Annotated in this window: 15 protein-coding genes; 2 read left to right on the top strand and 13 right to left on the bottom strand. The window is 55.8% G+C overall.

Annotated elements, in window-relative coordinates:
- Positions 1-3 precede the first annotated feature (3 nt).
- From FRY98_RS20110 to xylA, 8 genes are all read right to left on the bottom strand, one after another.
- Positions 4-2,301: a glycoside hydrolase family 3 N-terminal domain-containing protein gene (locus FRY98_RS20110; RefSeq protein WP_148455297.1), complete on the bottom strand. Its 2,298-nt coding sequence runs from the start codon at positions 2,299-2,301 to the stop codon at positions 4-6.
- 27 nt (positions 2,302-2,328) lie between these two features.
- Positions 2,329-3,246, bottom strand: a complete 918-nt coding sequence (locus FRY98_RS20105) for a carbohydrate ABC transporter permease (protein ID WP_148455295.1) — start codon at positions 3,244-3,246, stop codon at positions 2,329-2,331.
- A 22-nt stretch (positions 3,247-3,268) separates the two neighbouring features.
- Positions 3,269-4,159 carry an ABC transporter permease gene (locus FRY98_RS20100; RefSeq protein WP_211373340.1) on the bottom strand — a complete coding sequence of 297 codons (891 nt, stop codon included), beginning with the start codon at positions 4,157-4,159 and terminating at the stop codon, positions 3,269-3,271.
- A 158-nt stretch (positions 4,160-4,317) separates the two neighbouring features.
- Positions 4,318-5,823, bottom strand: coding sequence for an ABC transporter substrate-binding protein (locus FRY98_RS20095; protein WP_148455291.1), 1,506 nt, complete (start codon positions 5,821-5,823; stop codon positions 4,318-4,320).
- 135 nt (positions 5,824-5,958) lie between these two features.
- Positions 5,959-7,476: a response regulator transcription factor gene (locus FRY98_RS20090; RefSeq protein WP_148455289.1), complete on the bottom strand. Its 1,518-nt coding sequence runs from the start codon at positions 7,474-7,476 to the stop codon at positions 5,959-5,961.
- A complete protein-coding gene (locus FRY98_RS20085; protein WP_148455287.1) occupies positions 7,469-9,298 on the bottom strand; it encodes a sensor histidine kinase in 1,830 nt (609 codons plus the stop codon). Before FRY98_RS20085 ends, FRY98_RS20090 begins: the two co-directional genes overlap by 8 nt.
- Before the next feature lie 776 nt (positions 9,299-10,074).
- Positions 10,075-11,571 carry a xylulokinase gene (xylB, locus tag FRY98_RS20080; RefSeq protein WP_148455285.1) on the bottom strand — a complete coding sequence of 499 codons (1,497 nt, stop codon included), beginning with the start codon at positions 11,569-11,571 and terminating at the stop codon, positions 10,075-10,077.
- 120 nt (positions 11,572-11,691) lie between these two features.
- Complete coding sequence (xylA, locus tag FRY98_RS20075) at positions 11,692-13,008, bottom strand: xylose isomerase (protein WP_148455283.1); 1,317 nt, start codon at positions 13,006-13,008, stop codon at positions 11,692-11,694.
- A 240-nt stretch (positions 13,009-13,248) separates the two neighbouring features.
- Between xylA and FRY98_RS20070 the strand changes: the two genes are divergently transcribed.
- The gene (locus tag FRY98_RS20070; RefSeq protein ID WP_148455281.1) at positions 13,249-14,430 is read left to right on the top strand and encodes an ROK family transcriptional regulator; all 1,182 of its coding nucleotides are present in this window, start codon (positions 13,249-13,251) and stop codon (positions 14,428-14,430) included.
- A gap of 72 nt (positions 14,431-14,502) precedes the next feature.
- On the opposite strand, the gene FRY98_RS20065 is transcribed toward FRY98_RS20070, so the two are convergent.
- The 4 genes from FRY98_RS20065 to FRY98_RS20050 form a co-directional block, all read right to left on the bottom strand.
- A complete protein-coding gene (locus FRY98_RS20065) occupies positions 14,503-15,420 on the bottom strand; it encodes a nucleoside hydrolase (RefSeq protein WP_148455279.1) in 918 nt (305 codons plus the stop codon).
- Between the two features lie 36 nt (positions 15,421-15,456).
- On the bottom strand, positions 15,457-16,386 hold the full coding sequence (gene rbsK, locus FRY98_RS20060; protein WP_148455277.1) for a ribokinase: 930 nt from the start codon (positions 16,384-16,386) through the stop codon (positions 15,457-15,459).
- A gap of 100 nt (positions 16,387-16,486) precedes the next feature.
- A complete protein-coding gene (locus tag FRY98_RS20055) occupies positions 16,487-19,549 on the bottom strand; it encodes an EAL domain-containing protein (protein ID WP_170287144.1) in 3,063 nt (1,020 codons plus the stop codon).
- Positions 19,550-19,818: 269 nt separating this feature from the next.
- The gene (locus FRY98_RS20050; protein ID WP_148455273.1) at positions 19,819-20,625 is read right to left on the bottom strand and encodes a formate/nitrite transporter family protein; all 807 of its coding nucleotides are present in this window, start codon (positions 20,623-20,625) and stop codon (positions 19,819-19,821) included.
- Positions 20,626-20,819: 194 nt separating this feature from the next.
- Between FRY98_RS20050 and FRY98_RS28505 the strand changes: the two genes are divergently transcribed.
- Positions 20,820-20,966 carry a hypothetical protein gene (locus FRY98_RS28505; protein WP_170287143.1) on the top strand — a complete coding sequence of 49 codons (147 nt, stop codon included), beginning with the start codon at positions 20,820-20,822 and terminating at the stop codon, positions 20,964-20,966.
- A 1,007-nt stretch (positions 20,967-21,973) separates the two neighbouring features.
- On the opposite strand, the gene FRY98_RS20045 is transcribed toward FRY98_RS28505, so the two are convergent.
- On the bottom strand, positions 21,974-23,443 hold the full coding sequence (locus tag FRY98_RS20045; RefSeq protein ID WP_148455271.1) for a glutamate synthase subunit beta: 1,470 nt from the start codon (positions 23,441-23,443) through the stop codon (positions 21,974-21,976).
- Positions 23,444-23,598: the final 155 nt, after the last annotated feature.

Raw genomic sequence — 23,598 nt, 5'->3', positions numbered from 1 at the left:
CCCTTAACCCTCCCGCACGATGAGCTTGGCGCTCCAAGTTTCGTTCACATGCCTGCCGACATGAATCCGGAATTCCCCCGGTTCCACGACCGGCTTGTAATCGCGGCCGATATACTGCAATTCCTCCACACCGACGGTAAATTCCACCCGCCGGGTCTCACCGGGCCCCAGGTAAACTTTGCGGAAGCCCTTCAGTTCCATGGCCGGCCTTGTCACGGCGCTGGCCACATCGGTCACGTAAAGCTGCACAACCTCCGCTCCGGCCCGGCTTCCCGTATTCGTCACGTCCACCGCGACCTTCGCCGTTCCGTCCGGCGGGATCGAGGCAGGCTGTACGGTCAGATTCGCATAGCCGAACTCCGTATAGCTCAGCCCGTAACCAAACGGGTAGCGCGGCTGCGCATCGTCTTCCAGGTATCTTTTGCCGCGCGAACGCTTGCCGTTGTAATACACCGGAAGCTGGCCGACATGCTTCGGAATCGAGACCGTCAGCCGGCCGGACGGATTGACATCGCCGAACAGCACGTCGGCGACGGCGTGTCCGCCCTCCTGGCCGGGGTACCAGGCTTCCAGAATCGCATCGGCATGCTCGTCGATCCAGGGCTCGGCGATCGGCCGGCCGTTAATATATACGACGATCAGCGGCTTGCCCAGTTTGTGGACTTCTTGGATCAATTCCAGCTGCACCCCGGACAGCCGCAGCGACATCCGGTCGATGCCCTCGCCGCAGTCCATGTCGCTCTCGGCGTTACCGGTGACCTTGGAAGCCCCGGTTCTCAGATCGATGCTGCCTTCGCCGAAATCGCGGGCACTGGAGCCCCCGACGACCATCACGACCGTGTCCGCCCGCTCCGCGCAGGACAGGGCGAACTCAAAACCTTCGCGGGAGTCGCCTTTAATCCGGCAGCCCGGCGCATACAGCACCCGTTCCGGCGTGTCCGCCAGCTTGCCGCGGATTCCGCCCAGCACGGTCGTGACCTTCGACCTCGGCTGCGGAGAGGTGTAGTCGCCGAGCTGGTTGTAATGGGCGTCGGCGTTCGGGCCGATGACAGCGATCTTGCCGGCCGCCGCCGACAGCGGCAGCACGCCGCCTTCGTTTTTCAGCAGCACAATGCCCTCGCCCGCGATTTTCCGGGCCAGCTCCACATGTTCGCGGCTTCCGATCATCGCCTCGGCCCGCGCCGGGTCGGCATATGGCGCCTCGAACAGGCCGAGCCGGAACTTCAGCTCCAGCACGCGGCGGACCGCCTGGTCCACCACCGCGGTATCCAATCGGCCGGCACGAACCGCTTCCGCCAGGTGCTTGCCGAACATTTCGCCGGACATCTCCATATCGATGCCCGCCTCAATCGCTTGAATTGCGGCCTCCTCTCCGTCCCCGGCCACATCGTGGCCGGACGCCAGCATATCGATCGCGCCGCAATCCGTTATGACCATGCCGTCAAAGCCCCACTCGCCGCGGAGCACGCCGTCCAACAATTCCTTGTTGGTCGTGCAGGGCACGCCGTCGATCTCGTTGTAAGCCGGCATGATCGAGGCCGCGCCGGCCTCCACGGCTTTGCGGAACGGCAGCAGGTCGACCTCAAGCAGCTCCCGCCGCCCCATATGCACCGGTCCCGCGTTTCGGCCGCCTTCGGAGCTGCCGTAGCCAACGAAGTGCTTCAGGGTCGCGGCGACGCTGTCTTCGCTGTCCAGCCGCTCTCCCTGCAGCCCTTCCACCGAGGCCGCGGCCATTTGGCCGATCAGATAGGCGTCCTCCCCGAAGCATTCTTCCGTCCGCCCCCAGCGCGGGTCCCGGACGACATCCAGCACCGGGGAATACGTCACCGCGCCGCCCTGGCTGCGGGTTTCCCGGGCGACTGCCCGGCACATCTCCCGGTACAGATCGACGTTCCAGGTGCTGCCGAGCGACAGCGGGACGGGGAAAACCGTCGCCCCGATGGCCATATGGCCGTGTGAGCACTCCTCCCCGATCAGAATCGGAATCCCGAGGCGCGAGTGTTCGATCGCGTAGCGCTGAATTTCGTTGACCGCCTCCGCGCCGAGGCGCGGCGACAGCCCGCTTTCCAGCGTGACGCCCGTCCACGGGTCGGCCCGCAGCACGCCGTACAGCGAGCCCACGCCGCCGTTCTCGACCTGCCGTTTGAACGACTCGGCCAGCTTTATTTTTCCGTCTATATGCTCATAGGTCTGCCAGCCGAACGGCTGGATCAGCTGACCGACCTTTTCTTCCAAAGTCATCAGCCCGAGCAGGTGCTCTACCCGCTCCCCAATCGGTTTGGTTTTGTCTTTGTAGATCATGGTTTCCACTCTCTCCTCCGGATGATCTTATTCTTTAACGGCACCTACCGTCAGACCCTGAATGAAGTAACGCTGGAAGAACGGATATGCGAAAATAATCGGCCCCGTCGCAAGCACCACCATCGCCATGCGCGACGTATCCTGAGGCAGCGAACGCAGCGCCTCCAGGCTGAGCGAACTGTTTTGCGAATTTTGCAAAATGAACTGCATACTGGTTTCGATCCGCATGAGCATGGATTGCAGCGGCACCAGATTCGGATTATCGATATAAAGCAAGGCGTTGAACCAATCGTTCCAGTAGCCCAATGTGCTGAACAAACCGATGGTGGCGAGACCCGGAAGGGACAGCGGCAGGACCAGCTTGAGAAAAATCCGGAATTCCCCGGCCCCGTCGATTTTGCCCGATTCGATGATGGCGTCGGGTACGCTGGTACTGTAAAACGTACGAAGGATCATGATGTAAAACGCGTTCACCGCCAACGGTAAAATCAAAGCCCAAATCGTATCCTTCAGGTGGAGCAATTGGGTCACGATGATGTACGTCGGCACCAGGCCGCCGTTGAACAACATGGTGAAGAACGCGAAAAAAGCAAAGAAATTGCGGAATTTAAAGCTTTTGCGCGAGATCGCGTAAGCGTAAAAAGCGATGAACAGCAAGCTGATCATCGTCCCCACTACCGTGACGAAGATCGTCACGCCGTAGGAACGAAGCAGGGTGTCCCCCGTTTGAAACACATAACGGTAAGCTTCCAGACTCCATTGGGACGGAATCAGCTTATAGCCGTCGCGCGCCAGCACGCCCTCGTCGGTGAAGGAAATAATGACGACGAACAAAAACGGAAACACGCAGAGAAAGGCGAAAATACCGGCAAAAAGGTTGAACACCACATTCCATGGCGTCGATAACTGATGAAAATCGCGTACTTTGACAGTTCTCGCAGACACGTTACCCACTCCTTTCGATGTATTAGAACAAGGCGCTATCCTTGTCGTATTTGCGCACGATATAGTTGGACGTCATCACCAGCACAAAGCCGACGACCGACTGGTACAGACCCGCGGCGGTGCTCATGCCGATCTCCCCGGTCGTTTTCAGCCCGCGGTAAACGTAAGTATCGATTACGTTCGTTACCGAATAGAGTGCGCCGGAGTCTCGCGGTACCTGGAAGAACAATCCGAAATCCGCGTAGAAGATTTTTCCGATTGCCAGTAAGGTCATGATCGTAATGATCGGCTTCAGCAGTGGAATCGTAATATTGCGGATTTGCTGAAATTTGCTGGCCCCGTCGATCATCGCCGCTTCATACAGCGATTTGTCGATCCCCATGATCGCCGCCAGATAAACGACGCTGTTGTAGCCGACAGCCTTCCACAAATAGACCAGAATCAGAATATAGGGCCATACTTTAGGGTCGGAATACCACTGCATCGACTCGGCGCCGAAGGATTTAAAAACTTGGTTCAGCAGCCCGCGGTCGGCGCTGAGGAAGCTGAAAGCGAAATAGCCGACGATAACCCAGGACAGAAAGTAAGGTAGGAACATCCCGGTCTGATAAATCTTGGCCAGCCGCTTGTTGGCGATTTCGCTCAATACCACGGCCATCAGCACGGAAAGGAACAGGCCCAGAAAAATGAACGCAATGTTGTAAAGCAGCGTGTTTCTCGTAATGACGAACGCATCGTTCGTGCTGAACAAAAATTTGAAGTTGTCCCAACCGACCCATTTGCTGTTGACGATGCTGGCCCAGAATCCGTCCCGGCTGAAGCGGTATTGCTTGAAGGCGATAATCGTGCCGAACATCGGCAGATACGAAAAGAAGAGGAACCATAACGCTCCCGGAAGAACCATGAACAGCATGACTTTATTTGTATTGATATCCCGAAAAAAACCGCCTACCCTTTTCACGCGAATCCCTCCTGATCGCTAAAATTTTATCGCACGGAGTGTGAAAAAGACCGGGCGTAAGGCTCATCACCCGCCCGATCTTCTCTATGCCTCCAAGTGCCTGATGCCGATTACTTGTTGTTTGCGGCTCTCCACTCGTCGATTTGTTTTTGCGCTTCGGCGATAATTTTGTCGAGACCGGCCGCTTTCAGTTTTTCGTTTGCTTTCGGCAGATACTCGTCCGGATCGACCGTTCCTGTCATCAGGGAAGACCAAAATTCTTCTTTCGCGTTCTGTACGGCGGCGATTTCATTCGTCACTGCGGAAGTATCAAAGTTGAAGCCCAGCAGCGGAGCGTTGATGCCGGACGCGTTGAATTTTTTGAACTCTTCCCATTTGTTGTCCGAGTCGCCTTCGTTCAGATAAGTGATCATGATGTTTCCCAACGAGAACGTCGGCATGTCGTAGTTCTTGCCTTCCGGCAAATTTTTGATCATTGTATCGTTCACTTTTTCATAGTGAACGCCTTCAATCCCGGAATCGATCAAATTACGCAAGTAAGGGTCGGTGTTCAGCAGATTCAGGAATTCCATCGCTTTCTCCGGATGCTCGGAGTTCGCGGAAATGGCCTGCATGGATCCCATTACGGACCAGTTAAAGATGTAAGGCTTACCGGCCGGCGTGGAAACGACAGGGTAACCGTAACTTGCGGACCAGAGGTTATCGGCGAGCGGCTGGGTAGACGCGCGGTCCATAAACCACTTCCCGGATTTATACAAATCTTCCACCGAGGTCGTGGTTGCTACTTCCGGAGAAATGTAACCGGCCTTGTAGTATTTGCGAACGGTTTCAAGCGCCGATTTGGCTTCCGGCGTTTCCAGCATGTTGACGACTTTGTAGTCCTTCGTATCGAGATACACGGCCATCGGCATCTTTTCGATGACATAGTCGAAAGGCATGACCGGCATGAAGTCTTTCACCATCGCGTAAGGGGTAATGCCCGGTTCTTTCTCCTTAATCGTTTTGAGCATCGGCTCCAGACTTTCCATCGTAGTGGCCTGGCTTAGATCCAAATTGTACTTATCGAGCAGTTCTTTGTTAAAGCGCCAAACCTCCTGAGCGGGCAGTTCCTTGTTGGCCGGAATCGCATAGTTGTGTCCGTCGACCTTGGAGCCTTCGAGGAACGCCGGGTCAAGCGCTTCTTTGATGCCCTGGCCATGCTTTTCAAGCAGTTCATCCAGTTCCATAAAAGCGCCTTTGCGGGCATTTTGCACATAATCAAAAGCCCACGAGCTGGTAAACATGATATCCATCGGCTCGCCGGAAGCGGCCATAACCTGCATTTTTTGCGTATAGTCACCGAAGTCGATCATTTTCATATCGATGGTTGCGTTGATTTTTTCCAAGGTGTACTTGTTGACTTCCTCCACGACGCGATCCAAATCTTTTTGAGGAGCACCGATCGTGTACCAGATCAGTTCGACCGGCTTCTCGGCTTTGGCCGAATTGCCCGAACCCGCCGCATTGCCGGTTTTGTCGCCCTCCGATTTGCTTCCGCCCCCGCAAGCGCTAACAATTAACGTAAGCGCAACCAACGAAGCCAGCAGCATGGAGAAGCTTTTTCTTTTTTTGCTCATCTTAGTAAACCTCCCTTTTGATGTGGAACCACTTAATCTAGTTTCACTTTATGACATGAAAGCATTTTCAAATAGAAGATAAAATAAATAAATCGTGTTCAAAATAAAGAAAAGAGCCTGCCAGCGAAACGTTCGCTAGCCAAGCCCTTTGAATTCCGTTGGAGATATCCCCACATATCTCTTAAATTGCTTATAGAAATATCCGGTCTCCCAGTAGCCGACCTGACGAGCGATTTCATGGACTTTCTGGTGCGTCGTCTTCAGCATTTCCTTCGCCTTCTCGATGCGATAACGGTTGACGTATTCGGTAAAGGACTCCCCGACTTCCTTATGAAAAAGCTGCCCCAAGTACACCGGATGGATTTTGTACGTATTGCCCAGCGTTTTGAGCGAAAGGTCCTGATGGTACCCCTCATGAATGGTGTTCAGCACTTGCTGAACGACCGGGCTCTTGACGTCCCGGTTTAAAGCCTCGATGGCCGATGCGGCGGTTCTTTTGACAATCTCGGCCAGTTCCTCCAACGTATCCGCCGACCTTATCCTTTCAATTCCGCCCGTAAATAGCCCCGGGTCCTCCGTGTGGCGGACCTCCTGCAGCTCCATCTTGAACCGGAGCATCCATTCCAGGGCGATTTCCTGCAGGTAGGCCGGCGTTACTGCGCCCTGTTCCCCCAGCCTCGAAAGCTCCCGGCCGATCAGGGCGTCCAGCCCCTCTTGGTCCCGGGCAAGCAGCAGCCTCGTGCTTTCGCTCCAGTCGATCGAAGACGCCCGGGCCCTCTCGGTCCGGTCCTTTAATTCTTCATGACTGATCACTCCAAGCTCGGGAGAAATCATGAAGTACTCCTGGGCTTTCTTCGCATTCTCATAGCTGATAAAAGCCCGTTCCTCCTTCTCTTCCACGCTGCCGAGCGAAATTTGCAGGCGATGGGGAGACAGCTTTGCGGCCAGCAGGCTGATGAGTTCTTTCGCTTCCCGCCCGCCCCGGCCGGGCTCCTCAAAATTGTGAAGCAGCACCAAATCCCCGTCGTTGTCCCGGAACGGAATGACCTCCGGTATGCCCTTCAGCTCCCGTTCGACCCGGCTATAGATGTCGGCGGCAGGGGCCTCCCGGACACGGAGCAGGGACACGAGCACCCAAGGCTTGTCCAGGTTAAGCCCCAACAGATCGGCTCTTTCCCGGAACTCCTGAACACCGATCTGGTTATACATCCACCGGTTCATCACATTATCCCGCAGGATACGGGTGCTGTATTCATTGAAGGCCTCATGGGTCCGGGTCAGGTCCAGCTTGTTCCGAACCGTGGTCAGGGTAGCCGTGAATTCCTCCAGATTAATCGGCTTCAGCAAGTAGTTCTCGATGCCCAGCGCCATGCCTTCTTTCAGATAGGCGAATTCGTCATACCCGCTGAGCACGATGACTTTCAGATCCGGCTTGAATTCACGCGACGCGCGAATCAAATCCAGACCGGTCATCTGCGGCATCGAAATATCGGTAATGAGAATGTCGGCCGGCTTCTCATGGAGCGCTTGTAGCGCGTCGCTGCCATTCTCGGCGTGTCCTACGATCTCCATCCCCAGCCGGGACCAATCGACGATATCGTATAAGCCTTCGATGATAAAAGGTTCGTCGTCCACCAAAAATACCTTATACATTCAGGTCACCCTCCTCCAGTTCGGGAAAAGTCACGACCACCGTCGTACCTTCGCCCTCTACGCTGCTTACTTCCACCCCGCAGGTCTCCCCGTACAGCAGCTTCAACCGTTCATGGATGCTACGCAGCCCGAAGGACTCCGCGTACTCATCGGGCTTGTGCAGCCCGAGACGGATTTCCTCCAGCCTGTCCGGTGGAATGCCCCGCCCGTTATCCTTCACCTCCGCGCGAATCATTCTCCCTTCCGAAGGAAGGACGGAAATCGAGACGGCGTTGTCCGCCCGGTCGGTCCTCAGCCCGTGAATGATGTAATTCTCGATGATCGGCTGCAGGGACATTTTTAATACGGGCTTCGTCTCCAGCTCTTTGTCACAATAAACTTCATAGGACAGCCTGTCCTTATAACGAATCCGGAACAGCTCGAGATAAAGCCGGCACGCCTCCAATTCATCCTTCAGCGTGTAGTTGCGCTTTTGCTGCACATAGTTTTTGAACAGCATGGACAGGCTGTAAATCATCTCGCCGACATCCTTGGCCCCTTGGGACACGGCTCGCATGCGGATCACTTCCAGCGTATTGTACAGAAAGTGGGGGTTCACCCGGGATTCGAGCGCTTTCAATTCCGCCTGCTTTTGCTTGATTTCCGCTTTGTACACCCGGTTAATGTAGATGTTGAGATTATCCAGCACGCTGTTAAAGCTTTTGGAGATCAGGCCGAGTTCGTCATCGCGGTCATCCTTGATCCGGACGGTCAGATCACCGTTTCTCACCTGCCGGGTGAAGCGGACGATGCCGTAAGTCCGTTTGGCAAAATTACTGATAAACAGAGACGGCAGGATGATTGCCACCATAATGCAAATCGCGCTGATCGTTACGATCGTGTTCCGTAGCCCCCGGTACGTCTTGGCCAGTTCTTCCTCCGGCACCGTGCTGAGGACGGTAAACCCGCCCTGACTTTGCGTTAGCTTCGTCACGATCAGCCCGTTCCCTATCGTCCCGTTGTCGTAAACGGAATTCACCTGCTCGAAATACGGATACTTCTGGCCGTAATACATCCCCGAGCTGTCGAACAGCACCTCGCCTTTGCCCGAAAGGACCAAAATCTGACCCTTTAAGTTATCCTTATATCGCGCCAGGCTCTCCTGCACGCGGGCCGTGTCGAAATAGACGACCAGCTGCCCCATATTCCGCAGGGACTGATTGTTGTTGACGGGAACCCTTACCGAATACATCGGCGTTTCCGGCATGCCGATCGTTTTGCGGATCCAAACATTCGGCAGCGAGACTTTGGCGTCCTCATCCAGGTACATGACTTCGGGTACATAGGAGCGGGAAGCGTTCGTGGGTACGATTTTGAATTGCTTGAAGCTGTTGTAGACGTAAAGCTGCTGCAAATCCGCGCTGTACAGCATAAGGCTCATGATATCATGGTCGTCCTCGACCCGGTTCCGGAAATACTGGACCGTATCCGTTGTGGAGCCCGTCCCCGTGTCGCTGAAAAAACGGTCCAATCGATACCTGATGTAATCCTGATAGGGGTGCTCCAGAAAATAGGCCGTATTGTAAGCCAGCTCCCGGTCGCGGAACATGTCCCGCAGCATACGGTGAACCGACTCGTACTTCCCGGCGACATAATTGGAAACGCTCTCTATTGCGCTTTTCTGAACGTCCATCTGCCGCTCGACGGCCGCCTCCGACATCACCTGATACATCAGATAGGAGAAGGTTATAATCGTCAGGATCATGATCATGGAAAAGAACAGGATGATTTTCATGAACAGATTGTTTTTGAAATATTTACGGTAAATGCCGCCCACGATCATGTCGCCCCCTTTCCGCCGGTCTGATTCATGAGCATTATAACACGCCTGGCAGGGATAGATTGCGTTTTCATAGCAAGAGAAATATTGACAACTAAGCTAACGCAGCGCGACGGAGTGTGTCCTTATTATCCACCCGACCGAACCATCCGTCGTTAGCTTTGTCCCGCCCCCTCCGGGGCGGGCGTAGAGATTTAACGGGGAATCCTCACGTTAATTCGAGCCGGGAGGCACGCGATTCACATTTACCTGGAGAATCTCCAGGTAATTTGGAACTGTGGCCTTCTCTCGGCGCCACTTTAGCAGAATTAGCTGGAGAAATTCCGCCTAATTGTACCCATATGGACGAAATGCGCAATATTAACGGGGGGGTTTCCCGTTAATGAACTGGCCTCAAAAAAAGCGTACTCCCGGCATCGGTTCGAGCCAAGGGTACGCGTCTTATTGTTTATGCAATTGCAACTAAATGCCCCGACAGAAACCTTAATGACATAGAATTCCTGCATAAATGCATGTTTTTTTCCTGTGCGGAACAAGAATTTCAAAATACCTGCAATTCTGCAGGAATTTTCGACGAAATCGGCTCGTTTCTCCAAAATCGCTGGAAATGCCTGCAGATTTGCATCTTTTTTCGCATCCGCTCGGGAATCGGCCTAAATACCTGCAGATTTGCATCTTTTTGGAGTTGGAGGGTGCTTGGAGATGCCTGGAGATGCTTGGAGGTGCGCTAGGCACCTTGATCGCCGCGGCCCCTTCTCCTACTACGATGTCTGATGAGGCTAGCCGCGGAATTCCTGCAGCCCTTCGTTCAGCGAACGGGTGGCCGCATAAACTTGCTGGTACACCTTGAACAGGCGGGCATAGGCCGCTGCGTTGGCCGGGATCGGCTCATACGTTTTCCCGTAGCCGATAAACCGGTCGGCGCAGTCCTTCAGGCTGCCGAACCAGCCGCTGCCGACGGCCGCCATCATGGCCGCGCCCATGGCGGGCCCTTGCTCGTTCTTCAGCGAAACGACCGGCGTGCCGAAAATGTCGGCCTGCATTTGCAGCCAGACCGGATTCTTCGCGCCGCCGCCGATCGAGATGACGCGCTCGACGGAAATGCCGGCCTCGCGGAACAGCTCGACGGACTCGGCCAGCGAGAAGGTGATGCCTTCCATCACCGCACGGGCGAGATGCTCGCGGCGGTGCGTGCCCGACAGGCCGATGAAGCTGCCGCGGATCACGCTGTCCGCATGCGGCGTGCGCTCGCCGACCAGGTACGGCGTGAAGAGCAGGCCTTCCGCTCCCGGAGGAAGCGAGCCGACCGGCGCCAGCAGCTCATCGAAGCTGAGCCCGGGGGCAAGGGAATCCTTAAACCAGCTCAGGGAATAGCCCGCCGCCAGGGTGACCCCCATGGCGTAAAAGGCTCCCGAATGAGCGTGGTTGAAGAAATGCACCTTGCCGCCGAAGTCTTTGCTCTTGTCCTCTTCATACGTGAGGACAACGCCCGAGGTGCCGATGCTGCACAGCGCATCGCCCTGGCGGACAATGCCGGCGCCAACCGCGCCGCAGGCATTGTCCGCGCCGCCGCCGAACACCCGGGTGTTCGGCGACAACCCGCACCGCTGCGCGAATTCCGGCAGCAGCGTGCCGGCCTCCTCCGTGCTGCCGAGCAGCGGCGGGCAGAACCCTTCCGGAAGGCCGAACGCCCGGACGATCTCATCGCTCCAGGCCCCTTCCGGAACGTTCAGCAGCAGTGTGCCTGCGGCATCGGAGATTTCCATCTGCACGCGCCCGGTCATGCGGTAGCGCAGGTAATCTTTAGGCAGCACAAAGCGCGCCGCCTTGGCGAACAGCTCGGGCTCGTGCTTCTGCACCCAAAGGATCTTGGGCAGCGTAAATCCTTCCAACGCCGCGTTGCGCGTGATGTCGAGCAGCTGATTGCCAAGCTTCGCCTCGATCTCCCGGCACTCCTGCGTCGTGCGGGTATCGTTCCAGAGCATGGCGTTACGCAACACCTGGTTCTGTTCGTCCAGCAGCACCAGGCCGTGCATTTGACCGGAGAAGGAGATCCCCTCGATCTCCTCCGCCGCGACGCCGCTCTCCTGAAGCAATTGCTTCAGGCAGGCCACGGTTCCGTTCACCCATTCCTCCGGGTTCTGCTCGCTGTAACCCGGCCGCTCATGAATCAACGGGTAGGAAGCGGTCGCTTCTCCTTTGATTTCCCCCTCCTTGTTAACCAGCAGCGTTTTTACCGAGCTTGTGCCCAAGTCGATCCCGATGACATATTTCATATCGCAATCCGCTCTCCCTTCGTTCTATTCGGTCCTCTTCCTCTAATATCGACAAAAAGGGACGGCAGGCGTCCCTTTTTGTCATCTACGTTTCCAGCGGGCCATTCACCCGGGGGTTTTTTATTTTGTTCCGAAAATGTATTCGTTCAGGCGAGCCTTCACCAGCTCCAGGTGATTGGACTTGTTGCGGATATCGCTGTGCTCCAGGGCATAGGCTTCCAACGTCTTGAAGTTGGCTTTGCCGGACACGATGTCCGCGCCGATGCCGGATTTGAAGCTGGCGTAGCGCTCTTCGATCAAGCCGTCGATGAATTTGTCTTCTTTCAGCTTGGCCGCTACTTTCAAACCTTTCGCAAACGTATCCATACCGGCGATATGAGCGTAGAACAAATCTTCCGGTTCGAAGGAAGAACGTCTTACCTTCGCGTCGAAGTTTACGCCGCCGGAACCCAGGCCGCCGTTTTCAAGGATTTCATACATCGCAAGCGTAACCGCGTACAGATCGGTCGGGAACTCGTCGGTATCCCAGCCGAGCAGCATGTCGCCTTGGTTCGCGTCGATGGAACCGAGCATGTTGTTGATGCGGGCTACGCGCAGTTCGTGCTCGAACGTATGACCCGCCAATGTGGCATGGTTCGCTTCCAGGTTGAGTTTGAAGTGATCTTGCAAGCCGTATTTTTGCAGGAACGCGATCGTGGTCGCCGCATCAAAATCATATTGGTGCTTGGTCGGCTCTTTCGGTTTCGGCTCGATCAGGAATTGGCCTTTGAAGCCGATTTCCTTCGCGTAGTCGATCGCCATTTGGAAAAATCTCGCCAGGTTGTCGAGCTCCAGACCCATGTCGGTGTTCAGCAAGGACTCGTAACCTTCGCGGCCGCCCCAGAATACATAGTTCTCCGCGCCGAGTTCAACCGCGGTTTCCAGACCTTTCTTGACTTGTGCCGCAGCATAAGCAAATACGTCGGCGTTCGACGTTGTAGCCGCACCATGGACATAACGCGGGTTGGAGAACATGTTCGCCGTGTTCCACAACAGCTTGATGCCGGTCGATTGCATGCCTTCCTTCAGTTTGGCGACGATCACGTCGAGGTTTTGATTGGATTCGCGCAGCGTTGCGCCTTCCGGTGCCACGTCAACGTCATGGAAGCAGTAGTACGGCGCGCCCAGTTTCTCCAGGAACTCGAAGTTCACTTCCACGCGGGCTTTGGCCAGATCCAGACCGGATACCGTTTCCCAAGGACGGATCATATTGCCTTGGCCGAACGGATCGCTGCCGTTCATCGTCAGCGTGTGCCAGTAGGCCACCGCAAAACGGAGATGCTCCTTCATCGATTTGCCGAGTACCACTTCGTTCTCGTTATAGTGTTTGAATGCTAGAGGGTTGTTGGAGCCTGCACCTTCATACTGGATCTTGCCGATGTTCTTGAAATAACTCACCTTAGAGTCCTCCCTGCATAAAATTTAATTTTAGTAAGCCCTTACAATGTCTTGCTTATAAAATAATTTCCTCATGTTGGTCAAAGGTAGAATACCCGGCTGCCCGGGGATCATGCCCTTTTCAACTAGATCGTATCACGTTATACTTAGTTTGTCTAGCGAACTAACTAAGTTATTCAGTAAGCATTTCTTTTTTGTGTTATGATGGCACATATCAGCCTTATATTACGGAGGATTTTCATGAAAATTACCGGCGACCAGCAGTTGATAAAAAAAATGAACAAGAGCATCGTGCTGGACACGATCCGTCAGCGCCAGCCCTTGTCGCGCGCGGATATTTCCGCCGGGATCGGCCTCAACAAGGCCACCGTCTCCTCGCTCGTATCCGAGCTGATCGACAGCCGCCTCGTCACCGAAATCGGGCCGGGGGAATCCAGCGGCGGGCGCAAGCCGACGCTCCTGCTTTTCAATAAACAAGCTGGGTTTGCCATCGGGGTGGATATCCGGGTCAGCGATCTGTTGGCCGTTCTGGTCGATCTGGAAGGCAGCGTCATCCGGGAAAAAAGCGTTCCCCTTACGGATTTCACGCCGGAGAACGTGGTGGACCAAATCGGCAAAACGATCCGGCTGCTCAGCCGCAGGCTTCCCGACTCCCCCTACGGTATCGTGGGCATCGGCATCGGGGTTCCCGGACTGGTCGACGAAACCAGCCGCGTCGTTTCCGCGCCCAACCTGGGCTGGGACAACGTCGATCTGGCCGGAGCGCTCGCGGCGGAGTTCGGCGGCAATCTGCATATCGATAACGAGGCCAATGCCGGCGCCATCGGCGAAAAACTGTACGGCGCCGGCCGGGACTCGCAGAATCTGATCTATTTGAGCATCGGCGTCGGGATCGGCTCGGGCATTATCGTCGGGGGTGCGCTGTATCGCGGCACCTCCAACTTCTCCGGCGAGGTCGGCCATATGACCGTCGCGGAGGACGGTCCGCTCTGCCGTTGCGGCAATCGCGGCTGCTGGGAGACGCTCGCCTCGGAGAAGGCGCTGCTCGATCGGGCCGCCGGCATATGGCGCGACCATACGCCCGGGCTGGAGCAGATTCTGGACGCCGGCAAACGAGGGGACAAGCAGGCGCTGGACCTGCTGAACGAAATCGGCTCCCAGCTTGGGGTCGGACTGGCCAACCTGGTGAACATTCTGAATCCCGAACTCATCGTCATCGGGAACCGTCTTTCGCTGGCCGGGGAGCTATTTGAAGAGGCGATGCTGCAGACGATCAAAAACCGCAGCTTATCCTATCACCGCAAAAAGACGCATGTCGATTTTGCCAAGCTCGGCATACGTTCGACCGCGCTAGGCGCCGCATCGATGCCGATTACGGCTTTTCTGACCGATCCGGATGTCAGTGTTCGGGAGCTGTCCTGACTCGCGGAACTTGTCATGAAAAAAAGGGTTACCCCGTTCCGACGAGGCAACCCTTTTTACCCTTTTTACACTTTATCCCACTATTCTCCCCGCAAAATGCCGGAGAAACCGCTCGGCATCCACGCCGGTACATACGCCGATCTTCGGGGCGCCTTCGGGAGAGCCGACCGTGCGCCCGGCCTCTTCTCCTTCGGTAACGACCGTCACCCGCATCGGTTCGATCTTGACCAGCGACGGATCGATCGCTACCCCGACCGCCAGCGGATCATGCAGCCCGCAGCCGCCGATGCCCGGGTAGCAGGATTCGTAAAACTCCATGTAAAACTCCGTCATTTCCGCCAGGAACAACGCGTCCCGCCGGCCGGAAGCGCGCCAATCGTCCAGAAGCGTACGCGGCAGCAAGGTCTGCATCGTCACATCGAGACCGACGAGAGTCAGGGGCAAGCCTGAGCCAAACACGACCGCAGCCGCCTCCGGATCGGCCACAATATTGGCTTCCCCATACGGCGTTACGTTTCCCGGCACCGTCACGGCTCCGCCCATGACGATGACCTCGGGAATCAACGATACCAGTTCCGGTGCCTTTTCCAGAGCCAGCGCCAAGTTCGTGAGCGGACCGACCGAAATAATCGTCACTTCATTCGGATACCGTTTCACCTGCTCAATGATAAAATCCACGGCGTGTCCCGGTTGCGGCCGCCCGGCCGGTTCCGCCTTCAAAGCGTTCCCCAGCCCGTCTTCCCCGTGGACATGCCGCGAGTATTGCTTCTTCTCCCCCCGGCGGAGCGTCTCTTTGGCCCCCTCGATCACCGGGATATCTTTGCCCAGAGACTCCACGACCGCCAGCGTGTTCCGCGTCGCTTCGGGCGCGGTAATATTGCCGAAGCAAGTCGTCAAGCCGATCAATTCCAGCTCCGGCGAATGCGCCGCGTAAGCGATGGCCATCGCGTCGTCCACGCCCGTATCTACGTCCAAAATTACTTTTTTCAATGCAAGTCCTCCTATGATGCAGTTTGTCTGATGATCTTAATGATGTTCGGCCACTTTCATAAACGCCTCGGCTTCCGCAAGGTCGGGCATGGACGATTGCGCCCCTGCCCGGGTCACGGTCAAGGCCCCGACCGCATTGGCAAACGCCGTCGCCTCCCGCAGGTCCTTGCCCGCAACCAGCGCCGTAGCCAGAGCCCCGGCGAAAGCGTCGCCGGCGGCCGTCGTATCCACTGCTTCCACCTTGTAGCCCGGCAGCGTGAAGGATTGGTCCGCGTCCGTCACCACAACCCCTTTGCCGCCCAGCTTGGAAAATACGGTTCCGATGCCTTTGTCCCGAAGCACCGCGCTGGCCCGTCTCGCACTCGGCTCGTCGGAGACCTCCACGCCGGTGAGCATCGCGATCTCGCTTTCATTCGGAACGATATACCGCACCTTCGCGAGCAAGTCGTCCGGAAGCGGTCTGGCCGGCGCCGGATCCAGCATGACGGGAACGCCATGCTCCCCGGCGATGGCGACAGCCTCCACAATCGATTCTTGCGGGATCTCCAATTGAACCATAACCAGCTTGGCTCCGGCAATGGCAGCTTCGTGCTGTCTGACATAATCCGGCGTGACCCGGTAATTCGCGCCCGGCGCGACGACGATGCTGTTGTCCCCTTCCTGATCGACGTTAATCAAGGCGACGCCCGTCGATTCGCCCTCCACTCGCCCTATACAGGAGGTGTCGACGCCGGCCTGCCGCAAATTTTGGATCAGTTGATCGGCAAATACGTCATTCCCTACTCTGCCGATCATCGCCACGGAAGCCCCCAGCTTTCCGGCGGCGTAGGCCTGGTTGGCCCCTTTCCCCCCGGGGCTCGTAAAAAATCCGCTGCCCATGAGGGTTTCCCCGCGCTCCGGTCTGCGGGTGACCTGAACCACCATATCCATATTTAAACTTCCGATGACTACAATCTCTGAACTCATTCCCTGATCCTCCCTGCGGATGATAGAAACCCTTTACGGTCATCATAAAGGCTGCGGCCTTGGACCGCAACCCGGCCGCCCGCGGGCCCGCTTAAGCAGGTCAGACGCTATCGCCTATATCATAGGCCGGATCGCTCCGTATTAACGCCACCGCCTCTTCCTCCGGCAACGGCTTGCTTATGTAATAACCCTGAATCACATCGCATTTGGAACGCTTCACGTGACGAATCTGGCGGTCGGTCTCCACTCCCTCGGCGATGACCTGAAGCCCCATTTTTCGTCCGATCAGCACGATAGCCCGGGCCAACGACCGCTTGTCATCCTCGGCCGGAACTTGTTCGATGAAGGTTTTGTCGATTTTCAGCGTCGTGATCGGCATCTGCTTCAAGTAGCCCAAAGAGGAATAGCCGGTACCGAAATCATCCAGGGCGATTTGAATCCCCTGCGCGCGCAGGTAGGTCAAATTCGGAATCAGCCGGTCGAAGGATTCGATAATGGTGGACTCCGTGATCTCCAGCTCCAAATACTGCGGCGCAAGCCCCGTAGTCGACAAGGCCTCCATCACTTTATCCACAAAATCCTCCTGCTGGAGCTGAACCACCGAAATATTGACGGCGATTTTATAATGTCCCAGCCCCTCATTTTGCAAACGCTTCGCGAACCGGCAAGCCTGAAGAATGACCCACTCCCCGATGGACACGATCAGCCTGCTGTCTTCGGCGACTTTAATGAAGGTCAGCGGCGAAACGAAACCGAGCTCCGGACTGTTCCAGCGAATCAGCGCTTCAAAACCGATCACCTTGCCGGTCTTCAAACTGACTTGAGGTTGATAATACAGCAGGAATTCCTCATTGCTCAGCCCCTGCCGCAAATGTTTCTCCAGCAGCACCCGGTCGTTAAACGCCTGCAGGAAAGCTGGGTCAAAGATCATATATTTCCCTTTTCCCGCCTCCTTGGCGGCATACATGGCGACGTCGGCGTTCTTTAAGATCTCCTCGGGCGTGGTTCCATGCTGCGGATAAAAGGAGATGCCGATGCTGATCGAAATGTAGAGATCGCTCCCGTCGATGTGGAAGGGGGTCTTGAACCCTTCCAGCAAGCGTTCGGCCAGCAGGATGGCTCGTCCCGTCGTGTCGATGTCTTTTTGTAAAATAACGAATTCATCGCCGCCCAAACGGAACAGCATGGCCTCTTCCGCTGCGATAAGCGAAGCCAGACGGGAGCTTGCCTCCCGGAGCACCCGGTCCCCGAATTTATGTCCCAGCGTGTCGTTTATGTATTTGAAATTGTCCGTGTCCACGAAAAAGAGCGCCGCCTTCCTCCGCGGCCCGGCAAAAAAAGACTCCAATTCCTGGAGCAGATACAACCGGTTCGGCAAATCGCTCAGCTCGTCATGATAAGCCAAATGCAGCAAGCGCTCCTGGGACAGCTTGAGTTCATGAATGTCCGAGATGGAACCCGTCAAACGGTAAGGTTCCCCGGCTTCATTATAAACGATTTTCCCCCTGGCCAGAAACCAGCGGTATTCGCCGTTCTTCATCCGCAGCCGATACTCGCACTCAAACAAGGACCGCTCGTTCCCTTTCGCTTTCGTCATTTCCAGCTCATAGGTATGAATATCATCGGGGTGGACGATATTCTCCAGCATCTCGCTGGTCACTTCATCCTCGCGCGTATATCCCAGCAGTTCGAACCAACGCGGGGAATAATAATGCCGCTTGCGGACCAAATCGATCTCCCAAATCCCTCCGTTGGAGGCTTCGGTAACCAGACGGTAACGCTCTTCATTGCGACGGAGCCTGTCCTGATTATCCAAGAGCTGCTCATAGCTGTAGCGAAGCTCTTCCTGGGCCGCCGCCAATTGCTCGTAGATCGCCTCCAGCTCTTCGTAGCTGTTCTGCAATTTGTTTTCGAAGATTTTACGCTCTTGGATATCCATCCCGGCCACGATAAAAACGTCCTCAACTCCGCTCAAGCCGTGGATCACCGAGGTTCGAAACAAGAAAGCCCTCGGAAACGCCCCGTTCCGGCCGATCAGGGTCATCTCCCGATTCTCGACGAATTTCATCGATAGCGCCTCATCCAGCAACACCGCCAGATCTCCGTACCTTGCCCGGATCTCGGGCAGTTCATCGTATTTCACGCCGACCGCGTCCTGTTCCCGAATCCCGGTTAACTGCTCGGCGTAGGCATTGATGCGAACCGTCGTTTTATCCCCTTGCACCGCCCAGACAAACAAATTCGCATGGTCGAGCACATCCCTCGAAAATTCCCGTTCTCCGCGAATCGTCCTCCGCAAGCGATTGATGTACAGCTTGAGCAGGATATAACTGATCGCGACCAATAGTACGGCAAGGATAGCCAGGGCCATATAGTTATTGCGGATTCGGTCGGCATAAAATTCCGAGTTCACAAAAAAATAGCGCTGATACAACGCCTCATACCCGCTCTCTCCCCGCAATTCCCCGATTCTGCGATTCAAGTAGTCGACCAGTTCGGGATTCCCTTTGCTGACGCCATAAGCGATATCCACGGGGTAGAGATCGTGAGCAACCTGCCGGATTTCCTCGGTCAGACCTTCTTTGACAATCAAATAGTTGACGACATGCTGATTCTCAAACAGCAGATCGATCGTACCCGCGCGCAAAGCCTTGATTCCTTCCTCCACGGTCGGAAACGTAAGGAATTCGCTCAGCCCGGCCTCTTCCTTTAATTGCCGCTCGGTGTATTGCCCGGCCGCGACTCCGACTTTGAAGTTGGATAGTGCTTCCGGCGTCACAGGCTCGTTCCGTTCCAAGGATGGTTTGGCGTAAATGCCCGTGTATGTACGCATAACGGGATTGGAAAAAAGGATGTCCCGCTCCCGCTCCTCGGTTACGGCCATAAGCCCGACGGTATCGACTTCCCCGTTCACAAGCTTGGCGTAAGCCGAATTCCAAGCGCTGAACGTATAGTACAGCGAATACTTCTCATCTTCAAAAATCAGGCGGGTCAACTCCAAATCAAACCCCGACGGGTAGCCGTGCTGATTAAACTTAAACGGAGGATAGTCCAACTCGGAGTAATAGGTAACGTTATGTCGGCTTACCGAACCTTTGGCCGGAAGAGAAAGGGAAGAGCTGATTATGACCGCAAAAACAAGCATCCATACAATCCGCTTCATCATTATGCACCCTTTATATTAGAGATCTTGCAGCCGGCCGCCGAACAAAATGAACAGGGAGCGGAGATTGCAAGCCGAAAAAACAGGAACTGGAAGCATTTTTTCAGGATAATCCGCCTATTTCATTTAATTTTAACATATTCAAGGATATACAAATAGGATATTTTACCTAATCCCTAAAACTTATAAACGTCCGGCTCATCAGTCTAAAGACACGCATAGAAAAACCGCCCATCGCTTATTCGCTGACGGACGGCATGAATTTTCGCTTACTTTTTTCCAGGTTCCGAGGATTCCTGGGCTTCCAAAAACGGCTTGTTCACAAAGTAGTACATAAATCCCATCAGCAGCACCCCGCCGATCAGATTGCCGAAGGTCACCGGAACCAGATTGTGCAAAACCCCCTCGAAGGAGATCGTTCCCGGATGATTCAGGACCAACGCGATGGCAAAAGTACACATGTTGGCGATGCTGTGTTCATACCCCGAAATGAAGAAACAGAATACGAACAGCATCATCGCAAACATTTTCGCACCGTCCCCCTGCAGGGACATCGGGATAAAGAACGCCAGACACACCAGCCAGTTACACAAAATGGCGCGGAAGAACAGTTCGACCGTCGAGGTGCTCATCTTGTGCTCCACCACGTTTAACAAGAAACTGTTGACCGACGTATCGGCAAACAAACCCGTAAGATAAATGAGCAGCGCAAAGGTGCACGCCCCCAGGATATTTCCCGCGTAACTAAGCACCCAAAGCTTCACCACCTGCAGCCACTTCAGTTTCTTGCGAAGAGCCGCGTAGGTGTAATAGAAGGTGTTCCCGGTGAAAAGATCCCCTCCCCCGTAGGCGATCAAAATAATGGCCGCCCCGAACGTAACGGCCGCCATCGGATAGGTCAGCGGCGAGTGCTCGAGGTAGAAAAAGTTTCCGGTTTTGAAGGCGACGATCACCCCGAATCCGATGAACATGCTTGCCAGCATCGCTCTGGCAATATAACGGAGATGGCTCTGCTTGAAGATTTTGTACTTTTTAAGCGCAAGCTCCTCCACTTTTAATAGCGATTCTGTTTCCATAATGCCTCCCTATGTGGTATTTCTCCCCATTCTCCATATATCCGACCGTCTGTCAACCCGCCCTCGGCTGGTCGAAACAAGGATATTTACTTTTTGCCCATTTTTGTGCATAATAATATATAGAATGTGATAATGATTCTCATTATTAATAAAAGTTCATCCAGATTACTTTCACCTAAAGGAGCATGAAGCCCATGAACATAACTACCCGCAAATCCTCGCTGCAAATCGACGATTACTTGGATCTGCTGAACCTGGCAGCGTCTTTGGGCGATGTGAAATGGCAGAAGGAAATCCTCCGCAAGCTGAACTACCTGCAGGCCGACCTGCAGCCAAAATAGATGGAAACCAGAGGAATGAAATTTCATATTCCGTTAGAGAGCATCCGATATCTGGGCATAAAAGCGCCCGGTTTACGGATGTTTTTTTATGCCTCGGAGCGGGGGATCGCAGGGAGTGAGAAGGAGCGGAATGCCGAGCTGGGAGGCTGAGGCCGAGAGCTGAGGCCGGGAGGCTAAGGCTGGGACGCTGAGGCTGGGACGCTATAGCAGGGACGGTATAGCTCGAACGCTATGGCCGGGACGCTGTAGTCGAGAATTAACGGGATTTCTTCCCGTTAATTCGACTCAAATCGCCCACACGGAGAGAATTAGCGGGATTTTCTACCGCTAATTCGGTATAAATGGGCCGGGAGAGCCTTCCGAGGCAAGATTAGCTGGACTTTTTCCAGCTATTTGCTCGCCGCCGGCCGGGAGGCTGTAATTAACGGGAGGTTTTCCCGTTAATTTTCCACCTCCCTCCGCCCACATATACTTCACGTAACTCGTACGCCTTCAGACGCTAGTACTCAAACTTATCATGTTACTCCAACTAACTAGTCTTTATCATCCGTGCCAATGCATCTTGTTCGTGGGATCTAGGCAGGCCGAGATGCTGGGGCCAGGGTTGAGGCCCGGATGCTGAGGCCGGGACATTGAGGACGGAACGCTATAGCTGGAACGCTATAGCTCGAACGCTATGGCCGGGAATTAACGGGATTTTTTCCCGTCAATTCGGCTCAAATCGCCCACACGGAGAGAATTAGCGGGATTTTCTACCGCTAATTCGGTATAAATGGGCCGGGAGAGCCTTCCGAGGCAAGATTAGCTGGACTTTTTCCAGCTATTTGCTCGCCGCCGGCTTGGAGGCTGAAATTAACGGGAGGTTTTCCCGTTAATTTCTACGGACTCACTTTGCGGGCCGGGGATAGCACGCTACGATTTGCGGACACCGACCGGTCATGGAGAGCGCTCTCCGATTTGCAGCAGGCAGGTCGGTGACAGCGGGGCAATGGGCCGCAAGCAGCCGGTTACCCCTGCAAAAAGCGGCATACTTCCTGGGCGGCCTCGCGTCCCTCCCGGATGGCCCAGACGACCAGGCTCTGGCCGCGCCGCATGTCGCCGGCCGCGAAGATCCCGGGGACGTTGGTGCTGTAGCGGCCGTCCGCGGTTTTGACGTTGGTGCGGGCGTCGCGCTCAATGCCCCAGGCTCCGAGGAGGCCATCCTCGGGGCCGGTGAAGCCGAGCGCGAGCAGCACCAGATCGGCCGGCAGGACCCGCTCGGTTCCCGCGATTTCGACGGGAACCTGCCGTCCGTCCCCGGCCGGCTGCCACTCGACTTCAACCGCGCAGACGCCGGCGACGCGGCCTTGGCCGTCGCCGATAAACCGCCGGGTTGAAGTGAGGTAGCGCCGGGGATCGCCGCCGAAGAGGGCCGCTGCCTCCTGTTGAGCGTAATCGGTCTTCAGCACCTTCGGCCACTCGGGCCACGGATTCCCCGGCTGGCGGCGCAGAGGCGGCTGGGGCATAATCTCAAGCTGAACGACGCTACGGCAGCCATGGCGGATCGCGGTCGCCACGCAATCCGTCCCCGTATCCCCTCCGCCGATGACGACGACATCCTTCCCTTTGGCGGAGATGTACCGGCCGTCCTTCAGGCCGGAGTCCAGCAGGCTCCGCGTATTCAAGGTCAGGAAGTCCATCGCCTGGTGAATCCCGTTCAGCGCTCTTCCCTCCAGCGCCAGGTCCCTTGCCCGCGCAGCTCCGCAGCACAGGACGACCGCGTCGAACGCCGCGGTCAGTTCTTCGCGGGTCACCGATGTGCCGACCTCGCATCCGGTGACGAAGGAGATCCCCTCCGCGGCCAGCAGGTCTACACGCCGCTCCACGAGCGTCTTGTCCAGCTTCATGTTCGGGATCCCGTACATCAGCAGGCCGCCGATCCGATCGGCCCGCTCGAACACCGTCACCGTGTGACCCGCCCGGTTCAACTGGTCCGCGCAGGCGAGCCCCGCCGGGCCGGAGCCGACGACCGCCACCTTCTTGCCGCTGCGGACCGCCGGGGGCTCCGGCCGGATCCAGCCTTCGGCGAAGCCCCTGTCGACGATCGCCCGCTCGATGGCTTTGACCGTGACGGGCGAGCCATGCTTCCCTGCGGTGCAGGCCCCTTCACAAGGCGCCGGACAGACCCGCCCGGTGAATTCCGGGAAGTTGTTCGCCTTGTGCAGACGTCTCAGCGCTTCTTTCCAATTGCCGCGAAAGATGAGGTCATTCCACTCCGGAATCAGGTTGTGGACGGGACAACCCGACGTCATCCCCGAAAGCATCCGTCCGGCATGGCAAAAAGGGGTTCCGCAATCCATGCACCGCGCCCCTTGCATTCTCATCCGCTCTTCCGTAAGCGGAACCGTAAATTCACCCCAGGTTTGAATCCGTGACAGCGGCTGCACCTCGCCCGGAACTTCGCGCTCATACTCCAAAAACCCCGTGGCCTTTCCCATTCCATTACTCCTCCTCTTTCCGCGGACTATCGGCAAATTTTTCTTCACTGCTATAAAGCGGTAAAATCAATGGGTATAAAAACTCACCGAGCTCGTTAATTATAACTATGGTAGCATCGAACTCCTTCCCGCAGAATGAAGAAAATCACTCCATC

The sequence above is a fragment of the Paenibacillus faecis genome, from assembly GCF_008084145.1.
GTDB classification, from domain to species: domain Bacteria; phylum Bacillota; class Bacilli; order Paenibacillales; family Paenibacillaceae; genus Fontibacillus; species Fontibacillus faecis.
The sequence above is the reverse complement of the archived record's forward strand: the minus strand, read 5'-3'. Positions and strand labels throughout refer to the sequence as shown.

What these genes read in the sequence shown, in the direction of transcription:
- FRY98_RS20110 (WP_148455297.1), bottom strand. Translation starts at nt 2,301, where the DNA reads ATGATCTACAAAGACAAAACCAAACCGATTGGGGAGCGGGTAGAGCAC.
- FRY98_RS20100 (WP_211373340.1), bottom strand. Translation starts at nt 4,159, where the DNA reads ATGCTGTTCATGGTTCTTCCGGGAGCGTTATGGTTCCTCTTCTTTTCG.
- FRY98_RS20095 (WP_148455291.1), bottom strand. Translation starts at nt 5,823, where the DNA reads ATGAGCAAAAAAAGAAAAAGCTTCTCCATGCTGCTGGCTTCGTTGGTT.
- FRY98_RS20090 (WP_148455289.1), bottom strand. Translation starts at nt 7,476, where the DNA reads ATGTATAAGGTATTTTTGGTGGACGACGAACCTTTTATCATCGAAGGC.
- FRY98_RS20085 (WP_148455287.1), bottom strand. Translation starts at nt 9,298, where the DNA reads ATGATCGTGGGCGGCATTTACCGTAAATATTTCAAAAACAATCTGTTC.
- xylB (WP_148455285.1), bottom strand. Translation starts at nt 11,571, where the DNA reads ATGAAATATGTCATCGGGATCGACTTGGGCACAAGCTCGGTAAAAACG.
- FRY98_RS20070 (WP_148455281.1), top strand. Translation starts at nt 13,249, where the DNA reads ATGAAAATTACCGGCGACCAGCAGTTGATAAAAAAAATGAACAAGAGC.
- rbsK (WP_148455277.1), bottom strand. Translation starts at nt 16,386, where the DNA reads ATGAGTTCAGAGATTGTAGTCATCGGAAGTTTAAATATGGATATGGTG.
- FRY98_RS20055 (WP_170287144.1), bottom strand. Translation starts at nt 19,549, where the DNA reads ATGAAGCGGATTGTATGGATGCTTGTTTTTGCGGTCATAATCAGCTCT.
- FRY98_RS20050 (WP_148455273.1), bottom strand. Translation starts at nt 20,625, where the DNA reads ATGGAAACAGAATCGCTATTAAAAGTGGAGGAGCTTGCGCTTAAAAAG.
- FRY98_RS28505 (WP_170287143.1), top strand. Translation starts at nt 20,820, where the DNA reads ATGAACATAACTACCCGCAAATCCTCGCTGCAAATCGACGATTACTTG.
- FRY98_RS20045 (WP_148455271.1), bottom strand. Translation starts at nt 23,443, where the DNA reads ATGGGAAAGGCCACGGGGTTTTTGGAGTATGAGCGCGAAGTTCCGGGC.